Raw genomic sequence first — 23,272 nt, forward strand, 5'->3', positions numbered from 1 at the left:
CAACACTTCAATTCAGCCAGAGCCGCGGCAAGGCCGCGCCGGTGCGCGCCAGCACGGTCATCATGTCGGAGCGCAAACGCGCCGCATCTTGGGCACAGAACCGCGCCATTGCAAAGCCATTCCAGGCAGATATCCCGACCTCGCCGGCGAGAGAGTCCGATACCGCCCGGATGCGCTCGACCAGAGCCTCGTCGCCGGGCACGATCAGCGCCGTGCCGATCGCAGAACCTGCCTTGGCGACGGCGGATCGGGCAAGCTTCGCGCCGATATTGCCGTCGAGCCTGACGGTTTCGGCAAAGACCAGCCTGCCGCCACGGGAGAGCCGCCAGCGATCGACGAATTCACCTTGCTCCATCCGCTCCCCCATGGCGGTGCGGCCGAACACGACAATTTCACAAAGCAGGAGCGAGGCGGCCTCGTCGAGCTCGATGTCGAAGCGACGCCGGACGCGGGCGCGATCAAACAGGATCGTCTCCTGCGGCAGCCAGCCGAGATGCGCGCCGGGGCCGACCTTCAAGGAAATATTGAGCTGCGCCGCAACACCCGGCGCGCGATAGACTTTTTCAGCGGCTGCCGTCGTCAGCGTCAAACGCGCGGCGGCGGCGGCCGATATCTCGATGTCAAACCGATCGCCTCCGGCAACGCCGCCGGCGGTGTTGACGAACACGCCGGACAGGCCTTCGTCCTCCGGCGAGGGAAAGCGCACGCGGAGCGAGCCGGATTCATGCAACGCGCCGCGCCGCGTCACGCCGTCGCGGGCATGCACGTCGAACCGCACCGCGCCCCTGGCGCGATTTGCCTCGAACACCGAAGATGCAGCCAAAGCATCGCTGCGCATCCGTCTCCCCTCGCCGGTTGCGGCAGGATTTCTTGTTACAGCGCCATCTGGCGGCTGATCTCGCTTGGGTCGAGATTGGAACGGTCGCAGGCGAATTTCACCGCGCCCCGATCCATCACCGCGAAACTGTCGCCGAGTTCGCAGGCAAAGTCGAGATATTGTTCAACCAGCACGATGGCGATGTTGCCGAGATTGCGCAGGTAGGAGATGGCCCGGCCGATATCCTTGATGATTGAGGGCTGGATGCCTTCGGTCGGCTCATCGAGCAGTAGCAGCTTTGGCCGCATCACCAGCGCGCGGCCAATCGCGAGCTGCTGCTGCTGGCCGCCGGAGAGGTCGCCGCCGCGCCGGCCGAGCATCGATTGCAGCACCGGAAACAACGAGAACACGTCGTCCGGAATGTTCTTGTCCTGGCGCTTGAGCGGGCCGAAGCCGGTCTTGAGGTTTTCCTCGACCGTCAGGAGCGGAAAGATCTCGCGGCCCTGCGGCACGAAGCCGATGCCCTTGCGCGCCCGCTCATAGGGCTTGAGGCCCGTGATGTCGCTGCCGTCGAACAAGATCGCGCCCGAGGAGATCGGATACTGCCCGACCATGGCGCGGAGCAGCGATGTCTTGCCGACGCCGTTGCGTCCGAGCACGCACGTCACCTTGCCCGGCTCGGCCGCGATCGAGACGCCGCGCAGCGCCTGCGCCGCGCCGTAGAACAGGTTGATGTCCTTGACCTCAAGCATCGCTCAGCGTCCCAGATAGACTTCGATGACCCGCTCGTTGGACGAGACCTGGTCAATGGTTCCTTCGGCGAGCACCGCGCCTTCGTGCAGGCACGTGACCTTGACGCCGAGCTCGCGCACGAACGTCATGTCGTGCTCGACCACCATCACGGTGTGAGTCCTGTTGATCTCTTTCAAGAGCTCGGCGGTGAGGTGCGTCTCGACGTCGGTCATTCCTGCAACGGGCTCGTCGACCAGCAGCAGCTTCGGATCCTGCGCCAGAAGCATGCCGATTTCGAGCCACTGCTTCTGGCCGTGGCTGAGGCTGCCGGCGAGGCGGTTGCGGGCATCGGTGAGGCGGATCGTCTCCAGCACCTTGTCGATGCGCTCGGACTCCGCCTTGCTGCCGCGCCAGAACAGCGTGCCTTTGACACTGTGATCGACGTTGAGCGCCAGCAGCAGATTGTCCTGCACGGTCTGGCTCTCGAACACCGTCGGCTTCTGGAATTTGCGGCCGATGCCGAGCTCGGCGATGCGGGTCTCGTCCAGCCGCGTCAGGTCGGTGACACCATCGAACAGCACCGTGCCCTCGTCCGGCTTGGTCTTGCCGGTGATGATGTCCATCATCGTGGTCTTGCCGGCGCCGTTGGGGCCGATGATGGCCCGCATCTCGCCCGGTTCCAGCGTCAGCGACAGGTTGTTGATGGCGTGGAAGCCGTCGAACGAGACATGCACGCCGTCGAGATAGAGCATCGCGGAGGTCGCGCGGGTGTCCATGACGTTCATGACCGCTCCTCCGCAATTTTGGGTTCGGTGACGCCGTCTTCGGCCGCCGCGCTCGCCGCAGCAGGACGCCTCTCTCTCGAGGCCTCTCGCCAGGCATTGAAGGTGCCGACGATGCCCTTCGGCAGCAGCAGCGTCACCAGGATGAACAGCGCCCCCAGCATGAACAGCCAGTACGGCGCCAGCACGCCCGAGGTGAAGAACGTCTTGGCGTAGTTGACGACGATGGCGCCGAGCGCCGCGCCGACCAGCGTGCCGCGGCCGCCGACCGCAACCCAGATCACCGCCTCGATCGAATTGCCCGGAGCGAATTCGGATGGGTTGATGATGCCGACCTGCGGCACATAGAGCGCGCCGGCGACACCGGCCATGCAGGCCGACAGCGTGAACACGAACAGCTTGTAGGACTCGACACGATAGCCGAGGAAGCGGCTGCGCGATTCCGCATCGCGGATCGCGATCAGCACCTTGCCGAGCTTGGAAGACACGACGGAGCGGCAAATGAGGAAGCTGAGAATCAGCGCCACGCAGCTCAGCGCGAAAAGTGCGGCGCGGGTGCCTTCGGCCTGGACGTTGAAGCCCAAGATATCCTTGAAATCGGTCAGGCCGTTATTGCCGCCGAAGCCGAAATCGTTGCGGAAGAACGCGAGCAGCAACGCATAGGTCATCGCTTGGGTGATGATCGACAGATAGACGCCGGTGACGCGGGAGCGGAAGGCGAGCCAGCCGAAGCAGAAGGCGAGCAGGCCCGGCACAAACAGCACCATCAGCGCCGCAAACCAGAACATGTCGAAGCCATGCCAGTACCAGGGCAGCTTCTGCCAGTTCAGGAACACCATGAAGTCGGGCAGAACAGGGTTGCCGTAGACGCCGCGGGTGCCGATCTGCCGCATCAGGTACATGCCCATGGCGTAGCCGCCGAGCGCGAAGAAGGCGCCGTGGCCGAGCGAGAGGATGCCGCAATAGCCCCAGATCAGGTCGATCGAGAGCGCCAGGATGGCGTAGCAGACATATTTGCCCCAGAGCGTGACCAGATAAGTCGGCACTTGCAGGACAGAGCCCGCCGGCAGCAGCAGGTTGGAGAGCGGGATCAGGATGCCGCAAGCGACGACGATGGCGAGGAAGATCGCCGCGCCGCGATCCAGCGACCGCGTCAGCATGTGAGGGGTCATGCTTCCACCGCACGGCCCTTGAGCGCGAACAGGCCGCGCGGCCGCTTTTGAATGAACAGGATGATCAGCACCAGGATCGCAATCTTGCCGAGCACCGCCCCGGCGACCGGCTCCAGGAACTTGTTGGCGATGCCGAGCGTGAAGGCGCCGACCAGCGTACCCCAGAGATTGCCGACCCCGCCAAACACCACGACCATGAAACTGTCGATGATGTAGCTCTGGCCGAGATTTGGGCTGACATTGTCGATCTGCGACAGCGCCACGCCGGCGATGCCGGCAATGCCCGAACCGAGCCCGAAGGTGAGCGCATCGACGCGCGAGGTGGCGATACCCATCGAGGCCGCCATGCGGCGGTTCTGCGTGACCGCGCGCATCTCGAGGCCGAGCGCGGTGTAGCGAAGCATCGCGAGCAGGATCGCGAACACCGCAAGCGTGAAGCAGAGGATCCAGAGCCGGTTATAGGTGATGGTGATCTGACCGAGGTCAAACGCGCCGCTCATCCAGGAGGGGTTGCCGACCTCGCGATTGGTCGGGCCGAACATGGTGCGCACCGCCTGCTGCAACACCAGCGACAGGCCCCAGGTCGCGAGCAGCGTCTCCAGGGGACGGCCGTAAAGGAAGCGGATGATGCTGCGCTCGATCAGCACGCCGATGGCGCCGGCGACGAGAAAGGCGAGCGGCACGGCGATCAGCAGCGAATAGTCGAACAGAGCGGGATAACGGGTGCGGATCACCTCCTGCACCACGAAAGTGGTGTAGGCGCCGATCATCACCATCTCGCCATGAGCCATGTTGATGACGCCCATCACCCCGAAGGTGATGGCGAGCCCGATCGCGGCGAGCAGCAGCACGGAGCCGAGCGACAGGCCATACCAGGCGTTCTGCACCGTGGACCAGATCGCGAGCGAGTTCTGGATCGAGCCGATCGCGCTCGTCGCGGCCTTCGCGACGGAGGGCGGCTGGTCGGACCCGATATCGGATAGCAACGCAAGTGCTTCCTGGTCGCCGCGCGCCTTGATGGTGGCGACGGCCTCGAGCTTCTGCACTTCGGTGGCGTCCGGCTTGAACAGCAGGATCGCCGCGCGCGCTTCGCCGAGCGCGGCTTTGACGGATCGGTTGGTCTCCTTGGCGAGCGCGCTTTCGACGGGCCCGAGCGCGGTCTCTTCGTGCGACTTGAAGACCGACTGCGCGGCCTGGAGCCGCACGCCGAGATCCGGCGACTGGAGCGTCAGGCTGCCGAGCGCAGCATCGACGCTACGGCGCAGGCGGTTGTTGAGGCGGACGGCGCTGGCGCTGTCTGGAACACCGGCAACGGCCTCACCGGTCGCGGCATCGATCGACTTGCCGTCGGCGCCGGTGACGTAAACCTTCTTGCTGTCGGGATCGGCCATGAGGCGGCCGTCCTGGAGAGCGCTGATGATCGGAAAGGCGAGCTTGTTGCCGCTGCTTGCGACCGCGCCGATCGCCTCATCCGTATCGGAAAAATCGTCGTTGGCGAATTTGGCGACCGCATCCTCGAACGGCCCGGCAAACGCCGGCAGCGCGAACCCGATCAGGAATAGCGAGAGAACCAAGGTCGAGAGACGAGCGGATAGTTTGGTTGGCACTGGATCACCCCGGCAGAAGTGGGGAGAAGGCGGCGGATTAGCCGTCTTCTCCCGTCGTGCAGTCGAATGTCAGATCCGGATCAGGAGCCGGAGCCGAGGCACTTATTGGTCTTGGTGTTGAAGTTGCCGCACTTCTTGCCGACCCAGTCGCCGATCAGGTCCTTGGAACCATCGAGCTCCTTCGACCAGGCGTCGCCGGGAACGAGGCTCGGGGTCTTCCAGACCACGTCGAACTGGCCGTTGCCCTTGATCTCGCCGATGAACACGGGCTTCGTGATGTGGTGGTTCGGCAGCATCTTGGCGACGCCACCGGTCAGGTTCGGGGTCTCGATGCCGGGAAGCGCATCGATCACCTTGTCCGGATCGGTCGACTTCACCTTCTCGACCGCCTTCACCCACATGTTGAAGCCGATCACGTGCGCTTCCATCGGGTCGTTGGTCGTACGCTTCGGGTTCTTGGTGTAGGCCTGCCAGTCCTTGATGAACTTCTCGTTCGCCGGGGTCTTGATCGACTCGAAGTAGTTCCAGGCGGCGAGATGGCCGACCAGCGGCTTGGTGTCGATGCCGGCGAGCTCTTCCTCACCCACCGAGAACGCGACCACCGGAATGTCCTTCGCCTTGATGCCCTGGTTGCCGAGCTCCTTGTAGAAGGGGACGTTGGCGTCGCCGTTGATGGTCGAGACCACCGCCGTCTTCTTGCCGGCCGAGCCGAACTTCTTGATGTCGGCCACGATCGTCTGCCAGTCGGAATGACCGAACGGCGTGTAGTTGATCATGATGTCGTCCTGGGCGACACCCTTCGACTTCAGATAGGCTTCCAGGATCTTGTTGGTGGTGCGCGGATAGACGTAGTCGGTGCCCGCGAGCACCCAGCGCTTCACCTTCTCTTCCTTCATCAGGTAGTCGACGGCGGGGATCGCCTGCTGGTTCGGAGCAGCACCGGTGTAAAACACGTTGCGCTCGGACTCTTCGCCCTCGTACTGCACGGGGTAGAACAGGATATTGTTGAGCTCCTTGAACACCGGCAGCACCGACTTGCGCGACACCGAGGTCCAGCAGCCGAACACGACGGCGACCTTGTCCTTGGTGATCAGCTCGCGCGCCTTTTCGGCGAACAGCGGCCAGTTCGATGCGGGATCGACGACGACGGCTTCGAGCTTCTTGCCGAGCACGCCGCCCTTCTTGTTCTGCTCGTCGATCAGGAAGAGGATGGTGTCCTTCAGGGTGGTTTCGCTGATGGCCATGGTGCCCGAGAGGGAGTGCAGCACGCCGACCTTGATGGTGTCGTCAGCAGCTTTCGCGCCGGAGATGGATGCCAGACCGAGCATCAGTCCCGCGGTCGCGGCGAGAATGCCACGGCGGCTAAATGACGCCGCTATATCGTGAGTGGATTTGTTAAGCATGGATCTATCATCTCCCTGACGCAGACGTGAAAAAGACGCTGCGAAACGGCCCCACGGCCGCCTGCGGTTAATGGAATCGCAAGAACCATGCCATGGGTCGAGCACCTGCCAAGTCTTTGGTCAATCTAGGTAATTTTGACGCGTTTAGGCTTTAGTCGCAACTCGACTGCTCAAAACTTGAGCTGAAGAAATGTATGCTTATGCGGCAATCAGCCTATTCTATATGCAAATTGTCGTTGCTGGCTAAAAATCCGGCACAATCATTTTTGCACCGCAATAGAGGCGCGTTGCAGGCGTGCCTTGAAAGCGCCCCGTCTATGTTCCATATAAGGGCCGAGACCGCTTGCGAATCGAGCGGTTGTAGCAAGCCGCGTGTTCTTAAGCCCGTACGGGCCTCTGGCTTGCCCCATATCATCCAAGCCATCCGACACCCCAAACACGCAGGTGTCTTCTCGACACCCTTTTGCGCGCGCCCCGCTGATAGCCGGGCGCCAGCATTTGACATGGAAAGAACCCATCTTTTGACTTCGTTTCAGGACTTCGGCCTCGCCGAACCCATCGCCCGCGCTCTCGCCGAAGAGAACTACGTCACCCCCACCCCCATCCAGGCCCAGACCATCCCCACGGCGCTGACCGGCCGCGACGTCGTCGGTATTGCCCAGACCGGCACTGGCAAGACCGCGTCCTTCGCGCTGCCGATCCTGCACCGCCTGCTCGAGAACCGCATCAAGCCGCAGCCCAAGACGGCGCGCGTCCTGGTGCTGTCGCCCACCCGCGAACTTTCGGGCCAGATCCTCGACAGCTTCAACGCCTATGGCCGCCACATCCGCCTGTCCTCGACGCTTGCCATCGGCGGCGTGCCGATGGGCCGTCAAGTCCGCGCCCTGATGCCGGGCGTCGACGTGCTGGTCGCCACCCCTGGCCGCCTGCTCGACCTCGTGCAGAGCAACGGGCTGAAGCTCGGCAGCGTCGAATTCCTCGTGCTCGACGAGGCCGACCGCATGCTCGACATGGGCTTCATCAACGACATCCGCAAAATCGTCGCGAAACTCCCGATCAAGCGGCAGACGCTGTTCTTCTCGGCCACCATGCCGAAGGACATCGCCGAGCTCGCCGATTCCATGCTGCGTGATCCCGCCCGCGTCGCGGTGACTCCGGTGTCCTCGACCGCGGAGCGGATTAACCAGCGCATCATCCAGGTCGACTTCTCGGCCAAGCCCGCCTTCCTGACCAAGCTCCTGAAGGACGAGCCGATCAACCGCGCGCTGGTCTTCACCCGCACCAAGCACGGCGCCGACAAGGTGGTGAAGACGCTCGAGCGGGCAGGCATCGCCGCCAGCGCCATCCACGGCAACAAGTCGCAGAACCATCGTGAACGGACGCTGGCGCAGTTCCGCTCGGGCGAGATCCGCACCCTGGTCGCTACCGACATCGCCGCCCGCGGCATCGACGTCGACGGCATCACTCACGTCATCAATTTCGACTTGCCCAACGTGCCGGAGACCTATGTGCACCGCATCGGCCGCACCGCGCGCGCCGGCGCCGACGGCACTGCGATCTCGCTGGTCGCCGGCGGCGAGGAGCTCAGCTATCTCCGCGATATCGAGCGGCTGATCCGGGTGGCGCTGCCGCGCGAGGATCTGCGCACCGATGCCGGCCGCCGCGATGCGGGCGCGCCGGCGCCACAGCAGCGGCAGGGCCGGCCGGGCGGACGCCCAGGCCAGCGTCCGCAAGGCGCACGCCACGGCGACGGACGGCGGAGCGATGAACGGCATGGCGACGGACGCCACCACAGCTCCGGCAAGCCCAGTGACGGACGGCCCGGTGAAGGCCGCCACGGCGAGGCGCGCCACGCTGATGGCCGGCACGCGGACGCACGGGCCGGCAACGGCTCAAAGGGATCTCGCCGCCGCCGGTCCGGTGGAAAGATGCATTCTTCGCCAAACGACCGTTCGGAACAGCGTTCCGCGCATAGCGCCGGAGCCCCTGATGGGATACAAGGCGTGGCCTTTTTGCGCCGGGAGAGTCGGCCGAACGGCCACCCGAACCGCAAACCCCATTCGCACTAGCCGTCCACGACCTGGAGATATCAATGGCTAAGGAAGAGCTGATCCAGTTCGAAGGACTGGTCACCGAAATCCTCCCCGACGCGCGCTACCGCGTGCAGCTCGACGCCGGGCACGAGATCGTCGCCTACACCGCCGGCAAGATGAAGAAGAACCGCATCAAGACGCTGGCAGGTGACCGCGTGACGGTGGAAATGTCGCCCTACGACCTCGAAAAGGGCCGGCTGATTTTCCGTCATAAGGACGAACGTCCCAGCGCGGCGGGCGGACCGCCACGTCCCGGACAGCGCGGCGGCCAGTTCCGTCGCCGTTAATGGGCCCCGCGCCCCGGCGCGGCACTAAAATGCTGTTCTTGACGCTGATCCGCCGTGGGCCTCACGGCGGATCAAAAAATCGTGCGTGCCAGGATTGTTTTGGTGCCTTGATTCCAATAAAATCAACCAATCGATTTTCGGCCGGACGACATTAGCATCCACCGGTACAGCCGGTTCAGACACGCTGACGACCCTTCCAAAAATTCGATCTAACCGGCCTGCGCAAGCGGGCACTTACATTGTGTATCTGAGAAGGGACTACCCCCGTGAGCATGGGAACCGTGAAGTGGTTTAACGCGACCAAGGGCTATGGCTTCATCCAGCCCGACGACGGCGGCAAGGACGTGTTCGTTCACATCAGCGCCGTCGAGCGCGCCGGCCTCGGCTCGCTGCGCGAAGGCCAGAAAGTCTCGTACGAGATCGTCGCCGATCGCCGGTCCGGCAAGTCGGCTGCCGACAATCTCCGCGACGCGGGCTGATATCCACGCGTGCCTTGCGGGGCGCGCACACGGATCAGCGTCAGCGCGCCGACAACACAAAGGCCGTGCGGGATGCACGGCCTTTTTCATGTCTGAAGAGCGGATGCGCTCAGTAGGTCGTGCAGGCGGTGTCCGGGCTATAGCAGGCGCAGGGACGACTGGCGCGTGCGGTATAGGCGACGTCGCTCGCGGCGACGAATCGCGCGGGAGCTGAGGGTCCCGCCGTCGGTTTCTTCGCCGTTCCTGATGATGTCGCCTTGCTAGTTGGCCTTGGGGGCCGTGCTGGCGTTGCCGCTTGCGTTGCTGCTCAGCGAACCGGCCTGGCTCATCGTGGTATTGAAGTAATTGTCGCTGTCACCGAGCGTGACGCGGCGCTGGCAGATCGGCATGCAGCTATAGGACTCCCGTTCGACACCGCGATAGACGGTGACGAGGCGGTCGCTCGGGCCTTCGACCTGGATCTGCCGATCGACCAGGATCTCACCGCCACGATCGAGTGCGATGAAGTTGGTGGCGCCGTAGCCCTTGCCAGTCACGACGATCATCCCGCCCGGCTGAAGCGTGACGTCGGCGATCAGAGGATTGCCGACCACGATCGTAGCCACCTTGCCGGGCAGCCGCACCAGCTTGGCTTGGTCGACATTGACGGCGATGGTGTCGACCGTGGGCTCAGCAAGGCCAATGGCCGGCGAGGCCAGCACAGCGGCCGTGGCCAGCAGACAGATGCGCGCATGACGGCGCAGGAACTCTATACGCATACTCTTACCCCGGGACGTCACAAACCGGCATAATCAATCGAGAAGCGGAGCCGGCGCCCGACCCGGTTAACCTGCCTGTAATTCGTGAACGTTCCGCAAATTCGCCGACTATTGTTTGAACGGACGGCCTTTTTGTCGGCCCGGCGGCGCCTAGTGTCGGAACGGATAGGCTAGCTGACCGGGGAATTCCTTCGGCATGGTCGCTTCATCCTTGCCGTAGCCCTGCGGCAGTTCACCGTTCGGCATGCGATAGGTCCCGAACAGCACATCCCAGATCGGAAAGGTGCCGGCAAAATTGGTATCGCCGCCTTCTTCGAGAGGCGTGTGATGCCAGCGGTGGAATACCGGGGTCGCCAGCACATATCGGAACGGACCGAAAGTCCAGTTCAGATTGGCGTGCACGAAGGCAGAGTGGAAGGTCGTGAACGGACCGACCCAGATCATCACGTTCGGCGAAATGCCGGCCATCAGCAGCACGACGTCCACACCGATCGTGCCGAGCATCAGATTGACCGGATGGAAGCGGGCCGCCGAAATCCAGCTGATCTCCTCCGAAGAGTGATGGACCGCGTGATATTTCCAGAACCCGCCGCCATGAAACAGCCGGTGCAGCCAGTACAGCATGAAATCCGACGCGACCAGGAACAGCACGCCCTGCAGCCAGAGCGGCAGTTGCGACAGCGGGCCGTGGCCGTTGTCGTAGAAGGCGATCAGTTCGTCGGCGTCGTGGATGTTGAAGACGATGCCGGCCGTGACGATCAACAGGCCGATACGCATGGTGCGGGCAAACACCGGAACGAAGAACCAGTAGCAGATGTCGGTCACGATCTCGCGCTTGCGCCACCACGACGGACCGGGATTGCAGGCCCAGAAATGCTCGAGCACAGTGAACACCAGCGCGAGCACGAGCGTGACAGGGATTACCTTCTCGATGGTCTCGCCCAGCATCAGGGCGACTTGCATGGGCAGGCTCGACATCATCGCTTGTTTTCCGGGCTGCTGATCTGACCTACGCCTACTCCGCGAGATTTAAGGGACGGTGAAGTTGGCGGCGCGTTCGGAACTGCAACGAATCGCAGGCCCGCCTTAAGGCGAAATTCACTTTGGCCAAAAGCATCACGCCGGATACGGGTTTGACTGGTCGAATTAACCCCGCCGAAAGAGCTCGGCTCACATGGTCGTCCCGTCAAGACAGCGCCGAACGTGGCGACCTCACCCAGATGGAGTTAGTTCATGAAGCACATGATTGCGCGTTTCGCCAAGGATGAATCCGGCGCCACCGCTATCGAATACGGCCTGATCGCCGCGGGCATCGCGCTGGCGATCATCACCGTCGTCAACAGCCTCGGCACCACGCTGAACGCCAAGTTCGGCTCGATCAGCGCCTCGCTGAAGTAAGCCGACCGACAAACGACGGCAAATGCCCCGGACCTCCGGGGCTTTGTCTTTCTGGTGTGTGCGAGTTCCAGTGGCGTTGCGTAAGCACAGGACCGATGCCGCGATTGCGGCGAACGAGGCGGATACAGCACGCATCGACGCGTCGGCCTATTGGGTCTGTCTGGCGCTGCTGCTCGCCATTGGCATGCTCGCAATCCGTATCGCCAGCATGTGGTGAAGCGCCCGCGCCGGGCTGCCGATTCCGAACTCCTCGCAGCCGTTGTCGGTTTGTTTAGCACTGCGCGCTAGCATGCGCCGACGCGCCGATCCGGCAACTGACTTAAGGCCTCAAGACGCAGCCCATGATCCTTGACCTTGCGCGCCTCCTGCTCTTCCCGGCCCTGATGGCGTTTGCAGCCGCCAGCGATCTCTTCACCATGACGATCTCGAACCGCGTGTCGATGGCGCTGGTCGCAGGTTTCTTCGTGCTTGCTCTCGCCGGTGGCATGGCACCTTACGAGGTGCTGAGCCATGTCGGCGCCGGCGCGTTGCTCCTCGTCGTGGCCTTTACCTGCTTTGCGATGGGCTGGATGGGCGGCGGCGACGCCAAGATCGCGGCTTCGGTGGCGCTCTGGTTCGGCTTCGCTCAATTGATGGATTTCCTGCTCTACGCCTCGCTGTTCGGCGGAGCGCTGACGCTCCTTCTGCTCCAGTTTCGGCAATGGCCGCTGCCTTACGGGCTCGCCGGTCAGGCCTGGCTGGCGCGGCTGCACGCCAAGGAGAGCGGCATTCCCTACGGCATCGCGCTCGCGCTTGGCGCATTGATGATCTATCCCGAGACCGAATGGGTGAAAGCGATCGACCTCGCTCACCTCGCACTGCGCTGAACGCCCCGGATAAACCAGGCGTTAAGGCGATTTAGATACGCCTCATTAACCATGCTTTGACGAATAGCTGGTCAACTGCCGATTACGGCGGCGGCAGCGTCGCGGCGTTCTGTGGAAAGTGAGCGTATGAATAGGGCACGCATTGTCGTCCTGGCGGTCGCCATCTGCGCCGGCGGTATCGCCGCGTATCTGGCGAGCAGCACGGACTCTGCGCCGCCTCCAGCGGCTCCGGTCGCGCAGCTCCCCACCACTGACGTTCTGGTCGCCAAGAATGACATCGGTCTCGGCCAGACAGTCAAGCCGGAAGACGTGCAATGGCAGACCTGGCCGACCGCAACGGCCAGCGCCACCTTCATCCGCCGCAGCGAGCGCCCTGACGGCGCGACCCAGGTCGTCGGCTCGATCGCGCGCGCCCCATTCATCCAGGGCGAGCCGATCCGCGACCAGAAGCTGGTCAAGGCCGACGGCTCCGGATTCATGGCTGCGATCCTGCCCAGCGGCATGCGGGCCGTCTCGACCGAAATTTCTCCGGAGACCGGTGCCGGCGGCTTCATCCTACCGAACGATCGCGTCGACGTTCTTCTCACGCGCCGCCTCAAGAACCCCGACCAGACTCCCGGCGCCCAGGACATTGTCAGGTCCGAGATCATCCTGGTCAATGTCCGCGTCCTCGCGATCGACCAGGCTCCGAAGGAGAAGGACGGCCAGAACGCGGTGGTCGGCAAGACCGTGACCTTGGAGCTCAATGCTGCACAAACCCAGCTGCTGTCCTCGTCCCGCCAGGCCGGAACGCTGTCGCTGGCGCTGCGCAGCATTGCGGACAACAAGACGACCGAGATCACGCTCGATGATTCCGCGCAGAAGCGCGAGGGCGTTTCGATCATTCGCTACGGCGTCCCAACCCAGGCGACGAAGGCACAATGAGGACAGTCGACATGAAATGCGGGGCAGATCTGACAACGATGCGAACTTCGATGGTTCGCGCCCTGTCGTTCTCGGCCGCTCTCGCGCTGACGCTCAATCCCGCGCTGACGCCCGTGATCGCCGCAGACTACCGTCCCGTGGCGCCGGTTGCGGCCGACGGCCAGATGAACGCGCGCTTCCTCTCGCTCGGCGTCGGCAAGTCGATCGTGATCGACCTGCCGCGCGATATCAAGGACGTGCTGGTCGCCGATCCCAAGATCGCCAATGCGGTCGTGCGCTCGGCGCAGCGCGCCTACATCATCGGCGCCACGGTCGGCCAGACCAACATCGTGTTCTTCGATTCCGCCGGCCAGCAAATCGCGGCCTATGACATTGCGGTCAAGCGCGATCTCAATGGCGTGCGTGCCGCGCTGAAGCAAATCCTGCCGAATTCCGACATCCAGATCGACGGTCTCGGCGAGGGAGTCGTCCTGAGCGGCTCGGCGGCAAACCCGCTGGAAGCGCAACAGGCCAACGATCTCGCCGCGCGCCTGGTCGGCGGCGCCGACAAGGTGGTGAACTCCATCGTGGTCCGCGGCCGCGACCAGGTGATGCTGAAAGTGACGGTGGCCGAGGTCCAGCGCAACATCGTCAAGCAGCTCGGCATCGACCTGTCCGCAAACCTGAACTACGGCACCTCGGTGGTGAGCTTCACCAACACCAATCCGTTCACGGCTCTCGGCCACAATCTCGTCGATGGCAACAATCTGACCTCGAAGTTCGGCGCGGCCCCCTCGGTGCAGGCCACCCTGCGTGCGATGGAAACCGCGGGCGTGATCCGCACGCTGGCCGAGCCGAACCTGACCGCGATCTCCGGCGAATCGGCGACCTTCATTGCCGGCGGCGAATTTCCGGTTCCGGCAGGCTATGCGTGCGATCCCACCACGCATGTCTGTACCACCCAGATCAGCTTCAAGAAGTTCGGCATCTCGCTCAACTTCACCCCCGTTGTTCTGACCGAAGGCAAGATCAGCCTGCGGGTGATGACCGAGGTCTCGGAACTGTCGAACGAAAACGCGATCACGCTCTCCCAGGCCGTCACCTCGACGTCGGTGAACTCGGTGACGGTGCCTTCGATCCGGACCCGCCGTGCCGAGACCTCGCTGGAAATTCCTTCCGGCGGCGCGATGGCGATGGCCGGATTGATCCAGCAGCAGACCAAGCAGGCGGTGAGCGGACTGCCAGGCCTGATGCAGCTGCCGATCCTCGGCACGCTGTTCCGCAGCCGCGACTTCGTCAACAACGCGACCGAACTGGTCGTGATCGTGACGCCCTATGTCGTTCGCGCTACGGCGCCAAAGGACCTGTCGCGGCCTGATGACGGCTTCGCGGCGCCTGCGGACCCGCAGGCAGAGCTGATTGGCAACATCAACCGCATCTACGGGGTACCCGGCAAGACCGAGCCGGCTCGCAACTACCGCGGCACCTACGGCTTCATCACCGACTGAGGCGGAACGGGGACTTCACGATGACCATAAGACCACCCCAGATTCGCAAACGCGCCATCGCCATCGGTGGCGCGCTGGTCGGTATCGGGCTCGCGCTCGGCGGTTGCCAGCACGACGAAGTGACCACGGCCTCCATCCCCGACGACTACAAGCAGCGTCATCCGATCGCGATCGAGGAGCAGAACCGCTCGATCGTCCTCTTCGTCGGTCACTCCCGCGGCGGCTTGACGGCGGCTCAGCGCGCCGACGTGATGGGCCTGGCCTCGACCTGGCTGCACGAGGGCACCGGCGCCATCCACATCGACGTGCCGACGGGAGTACCCAACGCCCGTCCGGTGACGGAATCCATGCACGAGATTCAGGCGATGCTGGCGGCTGCGGGCGTGCCGCCGCGCGGCATCATCGCTCGTCCCTACCAGCCTGAGGACAAGCGCTTCCTGCCCCCGATCCGGCTGACCTATTCGAAGATCGCCGCGGTTGCGGGTCCGTGCGGCCTGTGGCCGGAGGACATCGGCCCCTCGATGAAGAACAAGAGCTGGTTCGAGAACAAGGACTATTACAATTTCGGCTGCGCCTACCAGCGCAACCTCGCGGCAATGGTCGACAATCCCACCGACCTCGAACAGCCGCGGCCCGAAACACCGGCCTATACGGTGCGGCGTACCGCCGCCTTCGAGAAGTATCGCAAGGGTAATCCGACGGCAATCACCTATCCCGAGGCCGAAAGGGCCAAACTCAGCGACACCGGCAAATGATCAGCTACGCGCGCCAGACACAAGAAGAACAGCCGGAAGCCCCTCCGCCGGTCGAGGAGCATATTGCGCCCGCGCCTCGCGTTTCGGTCCAGGCCTTCTGCGAAACCGTGGAGACCGCCGCCGCCGTGCAATCGGCCGGCGAGGATCGTCGTCTCGGCAAGGCCCATCTGAAGATCCAGATGGGCGGCATGATGGCTGCGATCGAAGCCTATCGCTCGGCGCCCACGCCGAACGTGATCGTACTCGAGAGCGACGCCCGCAGCGACCTGCTGACCGGGCTCGACCAGCTCGCCACAGTCTGTGACGCCGGTACCCGCGTCGTCGTGATCGGCCGCATCAACGACGTCATGCTCTACCGTGAGCTGGTGCGTCGCGGCGTCAGCGATTACGTGCTCGCACCGGTCGGTGCGATCGATGTCGTGCGCTCGATCTGCAATCTGTTCTCGGCTCCCGAAGCCAAGGCGGTCGGCCGCATCATCGCCGTGGTCGGAGCCAAGGGTGGCGTCGGCGCCTCCACCATCTCCCACAACGTCGCCTGGGCGATTGCGCGGGACCTCGCGATGGACGCCGTGGTCGCCGATCTCGACCTGGCCTTCGGCACCGCCGGACTCGACTACAATCAGGACCCGCCGCAGGGCATCGCGGACGCCGTGTTCTCGCCCGATCGCGTCGATACCGCGTTCGTCGACCGCCTGCTGTCGAAATGCACGGACCATCTGAGCCTGCTGGCCGCGCCGGCGACGCTCGACCGGGTCTATGATTTCGGGACCGACGCATTTGATGCGGTGTTCGACACGCTGCGCGCGACCATGCCCTGCATCGTGCTCGACATCCCGCATCAATGGTCCGGCTGGACCAAGCGCGCTCTGATCGGTGCAGACGACATTTTGATTGTGGCGGCGCCCGATCTTGCCAATCTGCGCAACACCAAGAACCTGTTCGACCTGCTAAAGGCCGCACGCCCCAACGACCGCCCGCCACTGTACTGCCTGAACCAGGTCGGTATTCCCAAGCGGCCGGAGATCGCCGCCACGGAATTCGCCAAGGCGATCGAGAGCCAGCCCGTGGTTTCGATTCCGTTCGAGCCGCAGACCTTCGGCGCGGCCGCCAACAACGGTCAAATGATCGCGGAGATCTCCGCCAACCATAAGTCGATCGAGATGTTCCTCCAGATCGCCCAGCGCCTGACCGGCCGCAGCGAGACGAAGAAACAAAAGTCGTCCTTGCTTTCACCGCTGATTGAGAAGTTGCGGGGAAAATAAGCCGCCGCATGGAGTTGTTAAGTGTTCGGTAAGCGTAGCGGAACAGACACCGACTTTCGGGCTCCCAAGCCCGGCGCCGTGTCGCCAGAGCCTGCCCCGGCTCCGGCGCCGACGGTGTCGCGCGCGCCGCCCCCGCCGGCCGTCGCGTCCCCGCCGCTCGCCCCCTCCCGGCCCCCGCCGGTGATGGAAACTCGCCGCTCGGACAACTATTACGAAGTCAAGGCGACCATCTTCGGCGCGCTGATCGAGGCCATCGACCTCGCCCAGCTTGCCAAGCTCGACTCCGAATCCGCGCGCGAAGAGATCCGCGACATCGTCAACGAGATCATCGCGATCAAGAACATCGTGATGTCGATCGCCGAGCAGGAAGAGCTGCTCGACGATATCTGCAACGACGTGCTCGGCTACGGGCCACTCGAGCCACTGCTCGCCCGCGACGACATCGCCGACATCATGGTGAACGGGGCCGGCACGGTGTTCATCGAAGTCAGCGGCAAGATCCAGCGGACCGGTATCCGCTTCCGCGACAACCAGCAGCTCCTCAACATTTGCCAGCGCATCGTCAGTCAGGTCGGCCGGCGCGTCGACGAATCCTCGCCGATCTGTGACGCCCGCCTCGCTGACGGCTCCCGCGTCAACGCCATCGTGCCGCCGCTCGCGATCGACGGCCCCGCGCTCACCATCCGCAAATTCAAGAAGGACAAGCTGACGCTCGATCAGCTCGTCAAGTTCGGCGCGATTTCGCCCGAAGGCGCCGAAATCCTCCAGATCATCGGTCGCGTGCGTTGCAACGTGCTGATCTCCGGCGGTACCGGCTCCGGCAAGACCACGCTGCTCAACTGCCTGACCAACTACATCGAGCACGACGAGCGCGTCATCACCTGCGAGGACGCAGCCGAACTCCAACTGCAGCAGCCCCATGTGGTGCGGCTCGAAACCCGCCCGCCCAACATCGAAGGCGAAGGCCAGGTCACGATGCGCGAACTGGTGCGCAACTGTCTTCGTATGCGTCCCGAACGCATCATCGTCGGCGAAGTCCGCGGCCCGGAGGCTTTCGACCTGCTCCAGGCCATGAACACCGGCCACGACGGTTCGATGGGAACGCTGCATGCCAACAATCCCCGCGAAGCGCTGTCACGCTGCGAATCCATGATCACGATGGGTGGCTTCTCCCTGCCCTCGCGCACTATCCGCGAGATGATCTGCGCCTCGATCGACGTCATCGTCCAGGCCGCGCGTCTGCGCGACGGCTCGCGCCGCATCACGCACATCACCGAGGTGATGGGCATGGAAGGCGACACCATCATCACCCAGGACATCTTCCTCTACGACCTGATCGGCGAGGACGCCAACGGCAAGATCATCGGTCAGCACCGATCGACCGGCATCGGCCGTCCGAAATTCTGGGAACGCGCACGCTATTACGGCGAAGAGAAACGCCTTGCCGCCGCGCTCGACGCTGCGGAAAAGAAACCGAATACGTGAGCGGGCCGGCGCAGCCATGAACATTCAGGTCCTCGCCCTCGCCTTCCTCGCCACCGCTGCCGTCGGCGGCATCGCTTGGGTCTTCCTCTATCCGATGCTCTCAGGCGAGCGGAAGGCGGAGAGCCGCCGCGCCTCGATCGCGCGCGCCGAAGCGCCCGCGACCCGCCAGGCCGAGAAGACCCAGCGTTCGCGCCGCGAGCAGGTGGAGAGCTCGCTCAAGGATCTCGAGGCGAGACGCTCGCAGGAGAAGAGCGTTCCGCTCAACATCCGCCTCTCGCAAGCCGGGCTCGACTGGACGCCGCAGAAATTCTGGATCGTGTCCGGCGTCGTCGCCGGCGTGTTCTTCTTTGGCGCGCTGCTCGGTGGCGGCGGCCTGCTCGGTGCTGGCGGTCTCGCCTTTGCCGGCGGCTTCGGACTGCCGCGCTGGGCGCTCGGCTTCCTGAAGAAGCGGCGCGAGAACAAATTCCTGGCGGCCTTGCCCGACGCCGTCGACGTCATCGTTCGCGGCATCAAGGCCGGCCTGCCACTGTTCGAATCCATCAAGGTCGTCGCGGCCGACGCGCCGGAGCCGCTGCGCAGCGAATTCCTGGCCATCATCGAGACGCAGGCGATCGGCATGCCGCTCGGCGAGGCCTGCTCGCGCCTCTACGACCGCATGCCGCTGCCTGAGGCCAATTTCTTCGGTATCGTGGTGTCGATCCAGCAGAAATCGGGCGGCAACCTTTCCGAAGCGCTGGGCAATCTCTCCAAGGTGTTGCGCGACCGCAAGAAGATGAAGGAAAAGATCCAGGCGATGTCGATGGAAGCCAAGGCCTCGGCCGGCATCATCGGCTCGCTGCCGCCGATCGTGATGTTCCTCGTCTATCTCACGACGCCCGGCTACATCTCCCTGCTGTGGACCCATCCCACCGGCCAGCTGATGCTGGTCGGCTGCGTCGTCTGGATGTCGATCGGCATCCTGGTGATGAAGAAGATGATCAACTTCGATTTTTGATGGTGCCGTATGGTTGATTTGCTCGTCACAAAACTGCACGACGTCCACTTCATGACCATGTTGCTGGCGGCCATCGCCGCCAGCGCCACCGTCTATACGCTGGTGATGCCGCTGTTTGCCGGCGAGGGCCTCTCCAAGCGGATGAAGGCGGTCGCAAGCGAGCGCGAGCGGATCCGGCAGCGCGAGCGCGAACGCCTCAACAAGAGCGAGAAGGTCTCGCTGCGCCAGACGCCCAAGCAGCTCGTCTCCAAGGTCGTCGAGGACTTCAACCTGACCAAATGGTTGGCGCAGGAGGCTGCGCGCGACAAGCTGATCATGGCGGGTTATCGCGGCCAGGCGCCTTACGTCACCTTCCTGTTCGCCCGCATGGTGGCGCCGATCGTGCTGTTCGTCGGCTCTGTGATCTACGTGTTCCTGATCGCCCACCTGGATCGGCCGATTCCGATCAAGATCGGAATCTGCGTCGGCGCGGCCTATCTCGGCCTGCAGGCGCCGATGCTGTTCCTGAAGAACGCGATCTCGAAGCGCCAGCTCTCGATCAAGCGCGCCTTTCCCGACGCGCTCGATCTTCTGCTGATCTGTATCGAATCCGGCATGTCGGTCGAAATGGCGTTCCGCAAGGTCGCAACCGAAATCGTCGGCCAGTCGATCGCGCTGTCGGAAGAGTTCACCCTGACGACCGCCGAGCTGTCCTATTTGCAGGACCGCAAGGTTGCGTACGAAAACCTGGCGAAACGCACCGGGCTCGAGGGCGTCAAGTCGGTGTGTCTGGCGCTTCAGCAGGCGGAACGCTACGGCACCCCGCTCGGCCAATCGCTGCGCGTGATGGCGCAGGAAAATCGCGACATGCGCATGAACGAGGCCGAGAAGAAGGCCGCCGCGCTGCCGCCGAAGCTGACCGTGCCGATGATCCTGTTCTTCCTGCCGGTGCTGTTCGTCGTTATTCTCGGCCCGACCGGCATCAAGATCTCCGAGCTGCACTGACGCGGACCAAAAAACGCGAAAACAACCCCATGCACAGTAGCCGGCCATCGCCGGCGCTATGCCATGCGGATCGCGATAAGCCTTCGCAGTGTCGGACAAATTTCGCCTGATCGCGCCAAAGGCGGCAGATCAGTCGGATTGGCTGAGCGAGGCGACCGGCGTGCGCTTCAACGCGCCGCGAGGACCATCGCTGCGGCTCAGCATGTCCTTGAGATAGGCGACATTGGCCGCGGCCTGGTCCGGTGGCAGGTCCGCCTTCACGATGGCCTCGGCCTCCGCGAAGCGGCCCTGAAGGCCGACCACCAGGCCGAGATTCTGCCGCACCCGCGAGCTCGCACGCGGCGAAGCGTAGGCCTGCCGCAGCACCTCTTCCGCCTTGGGCAGATTCCGCGACAGCATGTAGGACAAGCCGAGATTGGACAGCACGCCGGGATCTTCAGGCGCGATCTTCAGTGCACTCGCATAATAGGCGCGCGCCTCGTCGTGGCGGCCCATCTGGTCGAGACAGGTGCCCTGCACCGAGAGCAGGCGCCAGTCGGGATTGTCGGGCGAATGCGCCTTCGACAAGACGTCGAAGGCCTGCTGGAAATTGCCGTTGTCTGCGAGCGCGCGGCCGTAAAGGGCCAAGAGCGGCTTGTTGCCGGGATTGGCGATGGTCGCCTGTTCGAGCACGGCGGCGGCCTGGGCGCGCTGGCCATTGGCCCGCAAAGCCTGACCATAGGCCAGCGCCGCGTCCGCGTCCTTGGGATTGGCGCGATAGCGTTCGCCATAGGCCTCGACCGCACGCGCAGGATCGGCCGGCGCGGCTTCCGCCTTCGGCCCGATCGAGCCGGTGACGTCGGACAGTTTTGACATTGCGGTGCAGCCGCCGAGGCTCGCGGCCACCAGAGCAATCAGCGAGGCGGAGGCAAGAAGCCGGGCAGGACGGAACCGTTGACGCATGACGCTTTGACTCTCGAGCCTGATGATCGAGCCGAACGCGCCAGCAATAGACTGTTAACCCTAATGGCCGGTTAACGCCGCGAACAGCCGCCTTGCGGCGGCATCGCCCCGCCCAGGCCGAGATCGAGGCCGAGCAGCTTCACCTCCTCGTTCAGGTCCCGCAGCAATTGCAACCGCTGTTGCTCCCTCAACTGAATATCGGCGGCCTCGCGGGGCAGCATCGGCCACCGGCGCGAGAGGTCGTCACGACTGACGAGGCGATCGGCGCGGAGTTCGTCGAGCGTGGCATGGTCGATGCCGAGCATGTCGGCTGATTGTCCGATGAGCCGCTGGAGCAGCGCCCTCGCCTCTGCCAGCGCCGCGGCATCGCCCCCCTGCGCGGACCTTGCGAGCTTGCCGTCGAGATCGGCCCAGGCATGGGACGTGACGAGATAGGTGTAGAGCAGGTCCGTCCAATCCTGCCTGCAGCCATCGTAGAACGCAGGACGCGACAGCAGCCGCCGGACCAGCCCCAGCACCTGGTCCCGCGACAGCGACGCGGATGAGGCGATCTCGATCGCCGACCGGACGGCGGGATCGCGGGACAGGTCTCGCCCCGCCGGAAGGCAGATGAGCCCCTCCGGCAGATTCGAATCGAGCGGCCTGAAGCCGGCATCGTCGCGCTGCCGCGAATAGCGGGCGATTGCGAACCGGTACTCGGCCTGCTCAGCACCGGACGTGGGACCAAAATGGATGATGTTGAAGCCGGCGTCGTCGCCGCCATGCCCGGTGGAGGACGGACAGGACAGCACATAGATCGTGCGCCAGAAATCCTCGCCGCCGCTCCACGTCGCACGTGGATCAGGAATCGAATAGCGACTGAGCCCCTCGACATGGCGATGCCCGTGTAGAATCAGGGTGACGTTGAGCGAGGTCGCCGCTTCGAGCAAGGTCGCGGGCGCGGCGAGATACATCAACGGCTCGTCCGGAACGCCGAGAAACCGCTTCCCCTCGCCGGTCGCCTGCGGCAGCGGATGGTGGTGCAGCGCGAGCACACGCACCAACTTCTCTGCGGGCTCGGAATAGCCGGCGCGACCAGCCGAGCCGATGCTGCCTGCAAGCTCTACGCTCAACCGGGCGGACTGCGCGACCATCGCTTGATAGGTCCGTTCGTCGCCGTTGCCCCCGGCAAGCGCCGTGAGGCTTGCGTTGTTTGAGTCGAGCAGCACCAGGTCGAGACCCGCCTGGCGGTAATAGACGCTCTTCGAGGTCCGCGGCAGGCGCAGATAGTCATAGGCGTCGTGGCGGCCGCCGCGCTGGCTCGGACGCTTGAGGTCGTGATTACCGGCGACAGCCTGGATGTCGGTGAATAGTCCCGTCTGCCTGAGAGCGGCGATGACCGCGAGTGCTTCGTCGAGCGCAGACGGAGTCGGATCGTTCACGATGTCGCCCGTGATCAGCAGGATGCGGTCTGGCACCTCAGCGAAGGCCGCCATCCGCTCGCGCAGAGCAACGGTGAGCCTGTCGATCGTTGCAAGCAGCCGGCCTGACCCGTCCAGATGCAGGTCGGAGATCTGCGCAATGACAAACGATCTATCCATTTTGCGCCGCTCATTGCGAATGCTGCGTCGCCCAAACGATTGAGAGAAGGCCTTCGACACGTGCAGAGACGCGCCTTACAACTCAAAATATTCGACAATAATGCCACAACCGCAACGCTAGTAAAGCCCTGCGGCCGCGCACGCGTCAACCGCAGTTCTCAAACGATATGCGAGCGCGGCCGCAGATGGTTTCAAGGAGCCCGATCAATATTCGATGGCGAGACGCTTGCGGATTTCGTCGATGCGCTTGTCGAGTGCGTCGAAGCGCGCGTGGACCGAACGGTCGTGCAGATAGAAGACGTAGCCGCCGGCAAGGAAGGCGAAGACCCAGTGGTGATGCTCGACATAGCCAAAGACGACCTCGATGGCCTGGCCGATGAATGTGACCACGCTCCACACAAATTCCATTGCGACTCCTCCCGGCACGCTTCGTCGTCCGTCACCGGCGCCCTCTGCCCACCGGTT

Annotated in this window: 24 protein-coding genes; 13 read left to right on the top strand and 11 right to left on the bottom strand. The window is 63.9% G+C overall.

Going from position 1 to position 23,272, the window contains the following annotated elements; all coding sequences use genetic code 11:
• Positions 1–7: 7 nt before the first annotated feature.
• The 6 genes from BM374_RS12090 to urtA all read right to left on the bottom strand — a co-directional run bounded on the left by BM374_RS12090 (position 8) and on the right by urtA (position 6,513).
• Positions 8–838, bottom strand: a complete 831-nt coding sequence (locus BM374_RS12090) for an urease accessory protein UreD (protein WP_092292296.1) — start codon at positions 836–838, stop codon at positions 8–10.
• A 35-nt stretch (positions 839–873) separates the two neighbouring features.
• Positions 874–1,569 (bottom strand): urea ABC transporter ATP-binding subunit UrtE, encoded by a 696-nt coding sequence (gene urtE, locus BM374_RS12095; protein WP_092292298.1) that lies wholly within the window; start codon positions 1,567–1,569, stop codon positions 874–876.
• A 3-nt stretch (positions 1,570–1,572) separates the two neighbouring features.
• Complete coding sequence (gene urtD, locus BM374_RS12100; protein WP_092292300.1) at positions 1,573–2,334, bottom strand: urea ABC transporter ATP-binding protein UrtD; 762 nt, start codon at positions 2,332–2,334, stop codon at positions 1,573–1,575.
• Positions 2,331–3,503 (bottom strand): urea ABC transporter permease subunit UrtC, encoded by a 1,173-nt coding sequence (gene urtC, locus BM374_RS12105; RefSeq protein ID WP_092292302.1) that lies wholly within the window; start codon positions 3,501–3,503, stop codon positions 2,331–2,333. Before urtC ends, urtD begins: the two co-directional genes overlap by 4 nt.
• Positions 3,500–5,110: an urea ABC transporter permease subunit UrtB gene (gene urtB / locus BM374_RS12110; protein ID WP_092292304.1), complete on the bottom strand. Its 1,611-nt coding sequence runs from the start codon at positions 5,108–5,110 to the stop codon at positions 3,500–3,502. The genes urtC and urtB overlap by 4 nt, the downstream gene beginning before the upstream one ends.
• Positions 5,111–5,190: 80 nt before the next feature.
• Positions 5,191–6,513: an urea ABC transporter substrate-binding protein gene (gene urtA / locus BM374_RS12115; RefSeq protein WP_092292306.1), complete on the bottom strand. Its 1,323-nt coding sequence runs from the start codon at positions 6,511–6,513 to the stop codon at positions 5,191–5,193.
• Between the two features lie 503 nt (positions 6,514–7,016).
• Here urtA and BM374_RS12120 point away from each other — a divergent pair.
• From BM374_RS12120 to BM374_RS12130, 3 genes are all read left to right on the top strand, one after another.
• The gene (locus BM374_RS12120; RefSeq protein WP_092292308.1) at positions 7,017–8,582 is read left to right on the top strand and encodes a DEAD/DEAH box helicase; all 1,566 of its coding nucleotides are present in this window, start codon (positions 7,017–7,019) and stop codon (positions 8,580–8,582) included.
• Positions 8,583–8,605: 23 nt separating this feature from the next.
• Positions 8,606–8,893, top strand: coding sequence for a translation initiation factor IF-1 (gene infA / locus BM374_RS12125; protein WP_092292310.1), 288 nt, complete (start codon positions 8,606–8,608; stop codon positions 8,891–8,893).
• A 266-nt stretch (positions 8,894–9,159) separates the two neighbouring features.
• Complete coding sequence (locus BM374_RS12130) at positions 9,160–9,372, top strand: cold-shock protein (protein WP_057759442.1); 213 nt, start codon at positions 9,160–9,162, stop codon at positions 9,370–9,372.
• Between the two features lie 260 nt (positions 9,373–9,632).
• Here BM374_RS12130 and BM374_RS12135 read toward each other — a convergent pair whose 3' ends face one another.
• Both BM374_RS12135 and BM374_RS12140 read right to left on the bottom strand, forming a co-directional pair.
• Positions 9,633–10,130 (bottom strand): pilus assembly protein N-terminal domain-containing protein, encoded by a 498-nt coding sequence (locus BM374_RS12135; RefSeq protein WP_092292312.1) that lies wholly within the window; start codon positions 10,128–10,130, stop codon positions 9,633–9,635.
• 150 nt (positions 10,131–10,280) lie between these two features.
• Positions 10,281–11,108 carry a sterol desaturase family protein gene (locus BM374_RS12140; RefSeq protein WP_092293397.1) on the bottom strand — a complete coding sequence of 276 codons (828 nt, stop codon included), beginning with the start codon at positions 11,106–11,108 and terminating at the stop codon, positions 10,281–10,283.
• Between the two features lie 255 nt (positions 11,109–11,363).
• Here BM374_RS12140 and BM374_RS12145 point away from each other — a divergent pair, with 255 nt between their 5' ends.
• The 10 genes from BM374_RS12145 to BM374_RS12185 all read left to right on the top strand — a co-directional run bounded on the left by BM374_RS12145 (position 11,364) and on the right by BM374_RS12185 (position 20,285).
• Complete coding sequence (locus BM374_RS12145; RefSeq protein WP_092292314.1) at positions 11,364–11,528, top strand: Flp family type IVb pilin; 165 nt, start codon at positions 11,364–11,366, stop codon at positions 11,526–11,528.
• Positions 11,529–11,604: 76 nt separating this feature from the next.
• Positions 11,605–11,745: a hypothetical protein gene (locus tag BM374_RS38550; RefSeq protein WP_177248237.1), complete on the top strand. Its 141-nt coding sequence runs from the start codon at positions 11,605–11,607 to the stop codon at positions 11,743–11,745.
• Between the two features lie 124 nt (positions 11,746–11,869).
• Positions 11,870–12,394, top strand: coding sequence for an A24 family peptidase (locus BM374_RS12150; protein WP_092292316.1), 525 nt, complete (start codon positions 11,870–11,872; stop codon positions 12,392–12,394).
• Between the two features lie 126 nt (positions 12,395–12,520).
• The gene (gene cpaB, locus BM374_RS12155; RefSeq protein WP_092292318.1) at positions 12,521–13,318 is read left to right on the top strand and encodes a Flp pilus assembly protein CpaB; all 798 of its coding nucleotides are present in this window, start codon (positions 12,521–12,523) and stop codon (positions 13,316–13,318) included.
• Between the two features lie 11 nt (positions 13,319–13,329).
• Positions 13,330–14,805 carry a type II and III secretion system protein family protein gene (locus BM374_RS12160; RefSeq protein ID WP_177248313.1) on the top strand — a complete coding sequence of 492 codons (1,476 nt, stop codon included), beginning with the start codon at positions 13,330–13,332 and terminating at the stop codon, positions 14,803–14,805.
• A 20-nt stretch (positions 14,806–14,825) separates the two neighbouring features.
• Positions 14,826–15,560, top strand: a complete 735-nt coding sequence (locus BM374_RS12165; protein ID WP_092292322.1) for a CpaD family pilus assembly protein — start codon at positions 14,826–14,828, stop codon at positions 15,558–15,560.
• On the top strand, positions 15,557–16,822 hold the full coding sequence (locus BM374_RS12170) for a CpaE/TadZ family protein (protein WP_092292324.1): 1,266 nt from the start codon (positions 15,557–15,559) through the stop codon (positions 16,820–16,822). The genes BM374_RS12165 and BM374_RS12170 overlap by 4 nt, the downstream gene beginning before the upstream one ends.
• A gap of 21 nt (positions 16,823–16,843) precedes the next feature.
• A complete protein-coding gene (locus BM374_RS12175; protein ID WP_092292326.1) occupies positions 16,844–18,307 on the top strand; it encodes a TadA family conjugal transfer-associated ATPase in 1,464 nt (487 codons plus the stop codon).
• A 16-nt stretch (positions 18,308–18,323) separates the two neighbouring features.
• Positions 18,324–19,301 (top strand): type II secretion system F family protein, encoded by a 978-nt coding sequence (locus BM374_RS12180; protein WP_092292328.1) that lies wholly within the window; start codon positions 18,324–18,326, stop codon positions 19,299–19,301.
• 9 nt (positions 19,302–19,310) lie between these two features.
• On the top strand, positions 19,311–20,285 hold the full coding sequence (locus BM374_RS12185; protein ID WP_092292330.1) for a type II secretion system F family protein: 975 nt from the start codon (positions 19,311–19,313) through the stop codon (positions 20,283–20,285).
• A gap of 129 nt (positions 20,286–20,414) precedes the next feature.
• On the opposite strand, the gene BM374_RS12190 is transcribed toward BM374_RS12185, so the two are convergent.
• From BM374_RS12190 to BM374_RS12200, 3 genes are all read right to left on the bottom strand, one after another.
• Positions 20,415–21,227, bottom strand: coding sequence for a tetratricopeptide repeat protein (locus BM374_RS12190; RefSeq protein WP_092292332.1), 813 nt, complete (start codon positions 21,225–21,227; stop codon positions 20,415–20,417).
• Between the two features lie 71 nt (positions 21,228–21,298).
• The gene (locus tag BM374_RS12195; RefSeq protein WP_092292334.1) at positions 21,299–22,807 is read right to left on the bottom strand and encodes a metallophosphoesterase family protein; all 1,509 of its coding nucleotides are present in this window, start codon (positions 22,805–22,807) and stop codon (positions 21,299–21,301) included.
• A 204-nt stretch (positions 22,808–23,011) separates the two neighbouring features.
• Entirely contained in the window at positions 23,012–23,215 is a 204-nt protein-coding gene (locus tag BM374_RS12200; RefSeq protein ID WP_092292336.1) for a hypothetical protein, read from the bottom strand.
• Positions 23,216–23,272: the final 57 nt, after the last annotated feature.

Source organism: Bradyrhizobium sp. Ghvi (assembly GCF_900115265.1).
Taxonomy (GTDB): domain Bacteria; phylum Pseudomonadota; class Alphaproteobacteria; order Rhizobiales; family Xanthobacteraceae; genus Bradyrhizobium.